We start from the raw sequence: 4839 nt of genomic DNA on the forward strand, positions 1-4839 counted from the left end.
GTCCGACCCCGGACAACCCCGACGGGGACACACCTGCGGACCGCTCGAACGACGTCGAGCAGGAACGCGGCGCGGGGTCGCCGGTACGTACCCCCGACCCGACCCACACCACCAGCCCGATCCCGGACAGCGGTTTCGTACCCGACGGCCGGCCCACACACCTCTGGGACGTGTTACCTGGCGAGTTCCAGGACGCGGCGCGGGCGGTGTCGCCGACCGACTTCGGCTCCGGTGCGGTGGTCGACGTCCGGCCCGAGGGGCCGTTCGTACGCGTGGAGACCCGCGACGGTCAGGTCCATCTGTTCCAGCCGGAGGTCGGACACGGCCTGAGCAACGTCTCCGAGACGGCGGTACGCAGCGGTACGGCCGCCGACCCGCACCTGGTCCGGGTGAACCACCGGGTCGCTTCGGAGCAACTGGCCCGTACCTGGGTCCATGTGATCAGCGAGACGGTCCAGACAACCGCCGCTGCCCAGCGCCCCGAACCTCAGGGGCTGGTGCGGCGGATGGCCAGCAGCATCGGCCGACTGTTCGGGTTGTCCGATCCGCCCAGCCGTACCCTCACACCGGAGATCGACCCGCACACCACCGCTCGTCTCGACGAGCGACGCCACCTGCTGCGGGAGTTCGAGCACGCCCGCTCCCCGGAGGAACAGCTACGTCTGCAACGGGAGATCGCGGCGGTCGACCGGGAGCTGGCCAACCTCGGACATCCGACCCACGACCTGCCGCACGTCGACCCGGTGCACCAACCGGTGGCCGATCCGCCGGCCCCGCCGCCGGAGAGCGCCAACGACCACATCTGGCAGGACCCGCCGTGGCAGCGGGAGGGCCGCCAACCGTCCCTCGACGAACTCATTCCGACGACCAACGCCGAGGTCGACCGGTGGACCCCGGCCGTACGGGAGGAGTTCGCCCGCCAGTTCGACGGTCAGACCTTCGGCGACATGCGGGTACGGATGGATCTTTCCGACCCGAACAGCGTCAGCGTCTACCGGAACAGCGTCACCGTACGGCTCGACGTGGTCCACGCCGAGAACGGCTACGCCGGGCACGTCATCCGTACGTTCAGCCGTGCCGCCGACGGCTCCCTCTACGTCGAGCACAACTCGCTCGGCCTCAACGAAAGGGCCCAGGGGCAGGGCTTCGCCGGCCGCTTCAACCGCTTCCTGGAGGACTGGTACCGCTACTCCGGGGTGAGCCACATCGAGGTGCACGCCAGCCGGAGCGTGGGCGGCTACGCCTGGGCGCGGGCCGGCTTCGACTGGGCACCGAACACGGAACACCGGGCCAACGCCGTACTCGACCGGCTCCGGGGCGAGATCGGCATGCTCGATTCCGATGCCGCACTCGTGGAACGCTGGCTGACCGGGGACCAGAGCGCCGGCATCGGCCACCTCCGCCAGGAATACGGCATCGACGATCCGCAGGCGCTGGCCACCGAGTTGCGCCGGCAGCAGACGGCGGGTCAGCAGATTCTCGACCGGGCAGCCAACAACACGTTCGGCAGCGCCGACTATCCGACGCCGAACGAGATCGCCCGTGCGGGCTGGAACGGCCAGACCGGGCCGGACGCCAGTTGGGTCGGCAAACGGGCACTGCTCGGTTCCGACTGGAAGGGCGTCAAGCCGATCAGCGACGGTGTGCCGCTGCATCCGCGTAGTGAGCACACGCCATCCGCCACCCAGGACGGACCGGTCGGCGGGGACCACGTCCAGCGCCCCGACGACGGGACCGGCCACACCCACACGGCCAGCCCGATCGAAGGTACGGACTTCGTACCCGACGGGCGCCCGGGACACCTTCCGGACGTCACCCACGCCGAGTTGCAGTGGGCGGCCACCCAGGTCGTACCCCACGACTTCGCGACCGAGGGCGTGGTCCGGGTCCAGCCGGAGGGCGACCTGATCCGGGTCGACACCGCCGACGGACGGACGACCTACTTCCGTCCGCAGGTCGGCCAGGGGCTGCACAACCTGGCGGAGACGACGGTACGGGCGGGTACGCCCGAGGATCCGCACCTGACCCTGGTCAACCATCGGGTGGCCGGGGACCAGTTGGCGCGTACCTGGGTGCACGAGATCACCGAAACGTTGCACGTGCAGTCCGCACAGGCTCAGCGTCCGCAGCCGCAGGGCATGGTACGGAACCTGGTCGACCGGATCGGCCAGGCCTTCGGGCGCCATGATCCGTCCGCCCAGACCCCGGGTGACGGAATCGACCCGCACACACACGCCCGGTTGAACGAGCGCAACCTCCTGCTTCGTCAGTTGCGTACGGCCGGCTCGTTCGCCGACCAGCTGGTGATCCGCCAGGAACTGATGGGCGTCGACCGGGACCTCGCCAACCTCGGCTATCCGGTGCACACCCTGCCCGATCTGCCGTCGACCGGACCGGGGTCGTCCAGTGTCACGGCGCCACCGTGGCACGTGGGTGCGCCTCCCGGCGCCGGTACGCAACCGGTGAACCCGTTCCTGCGGCCCGACGCACCGACACCTGGCTACGACGCGCCGGGCCCAGGTCACTACCCGCCGGGCCCAGGTCACTACGCGCCGACCCCGAGCCACGACGCGCCCAGTCCGAGCTACGACGCGCCGGGTCCGACTCCCGGGCATGACGTACCTGGCCAGACGCCGGGGCACGATCTTCCACGTACCGATCCCCCACCATGGGAAGGAAGCGCCGAGCCGCCGTCGGCGGCGGACCTGCTGCCCCGTACGGACGCGCAGGCCGACGCCTGGGCGAATGCCATCCGGTCGGTCCTGCACGATCGACTGAGCGGCTTCGAACACGGCGGAATGCGTAGCAGCCTCGACCTCTCCGATTCGATGTCGGTCACCGTCTTCCGTGATGGCATCGTGATCCGTCCCGAGATCATGCGGCCGGGAGGTGGCCGGGTCGGCGAGATCGCGTTCGAACTCCGCCGTGACCACGATGGCATCGTCGCCCGCTACTCCTCCTTCCACATGAACGACAGCCTGCAGGGACACGGCTTCATCGGGGAGTTCACCCGGCACATGGAGCAGTGGTTCCAGGATGCCGGGGTGTCCAGGATCGAGGTACGAGCGGCGTCGACGGTCGGCGGATATGCGTGGGCCAGGGCCGGCTTCGACTGGTCGCCGGGGGCCCAGCACCACGCGGAGAATGTCCTCGGCCGGCTGCGTGACGAGATCAGCCGGTTGGACGGCGAGGTCGAACTGGTCCATCGCTGGCAGGCGGGTGACACCACTGTCGACATCGACGCCGTACGGAGCAGGTACCAGGGGGACAGCCCGTCGGCGTTGCTCGATGAGATGTCCCGTCAACGTGAGGCGGCGACGGAGATCCTGGACCGGGCGGGGCGGCACCGGTTCGGTGAGCCGGGCTACCCGACCCCGGGCGAGGTGAGCCAGGCCGGCTGGAACGGCCAGCGCGGACCCGAGGCATCCTGGCTCGGCAAGCGGGTCATGCTCGAGTCCCTCTGGGAGGGCGTCAAGCCGCTCGGGGCGCAGGCGGATGGGGCAGCGCACGCGGCGGGACCGGCGCGGAGCGACCTGGTTGGCGACGGACAGTCGCGCCGGGTGGCCGACGCGCTCGATCTGGCTGCTCGGCATGAGCCGGGGATCAGCCGGGCGGTGGATGAGGCGGCGGCGGCCGGTGGTGGGTCCCGTCCGGAGCAGGTTCGGCCGCACGAGGATCCGGAGGCGGTACGGCGGCGGGTTGTCGACGAGGTGGCGGAGTCGCGGCCGGGTCGGCCCGGGTCCGAGGTTGGGGTTCGTAGCCGGTTGCGGTATTCGGTCGAGTTTCCGTCGGACCGCTACGCCGATGGTGTGCGTCGTACGGTCGACGACCTGGTCGCCCGGGGGTATCAGCCGGTTCGGCTGGTCGATGGGTGGGCGTCCGGTGACGTGGGTGGCGTGGTCGGTCACTGGCGTGATCCGAGTACCGGGCAGGAGTTCCACGTCCGGTTGGACACGCCGGAGAGCCGGGCGGCGCACGACGCCGTACGGGATTGGCAGGAGGCGCGTCGGTCGGGTGCTGATCCGGATCGGTTGCGGGATCTGTTCGACCGTCGGCAGGATGCGTTGTCGCGGGTACGGGTGCCGGAGGGTGTCGAGGGGATCCGGCTGCCCGAGGTGCACCCGTCGGCTGACACCGGGCCGGCCGGGGCGCACCGGGCTCCCGAGCAGTCGACACCGGAGGGGCCCGATGCGACCCCGTCGGGCCGTGACGAGCCGACAGCCTGGAACGACGAACGGTTCGCGCAACTGCCGTTGATATCCGGCACCCAGGCGATCCTGGCGGTCCGCGACTTCATGGCCTGGACCCGTTCCGGGTTGGAGTTCACCGGTGATCCGGAGATGCGGCGGCACGCGGAGGCGTTGCGGCCGGAGAACGGTGTGCTCAAGATCGCCCTGCACGGGTTGCGTAGCGGTGAGGTGGTGGTCGGCCAGTACCGGATGTCGGCTGGGGACTTCGCACGCGGTCTCGCCGCGTTGGACCGTACCGGTCGGATCCATCTCGGTTCCCAGCAGATCAGGCTGATCTCCTGTTATTCGGGTGCGGGGGACCGTTCCCCGGCGGCGACGGTGGCTCGGATTCTGGGTCGGGAGGTCACCGGGGTCACCGAGAAGATGTGGACCTATCCCGATGGGACGGAGGTGGTCGCCAGTCCGGATGTGCACAACGGGCGGGTGCCGAGGGTGCCGGCGGATGGGTTCGAGCGGACGTTCGGCCCGGACGGGCGGGAGATCAATCCCACGCCGCCTGGTACGACGACAGCCCCGGTGTCGCAGCCTGCCGGGTCGGGTGGGGGTGGTCGGGCTGGTCCGCAGATGCATGTCGGTGGTGATGGTCGGC

The 4839-nt window shown here is 70.2% G+C and carries 1 pseudogene; it reads left to right on the forward strand.

The window, feature by feature from the left end:
- A pseudogene (locus tag ACFQ4H_RS34490) lies at positions 1-4839 on the forward strand (hypothetical protein); the annotation flags it as partial.

Source organism: Micromonospora sonneratiae, from assembly GCF_042679305.1.
GTDB classification, from domain to species: Bacteria; Actinomycetota; Actinomycetes; order Mycobacteriales; family Micromonosporaceae; genus Micromonospora_H; species Micromonospora_H sonneratiae.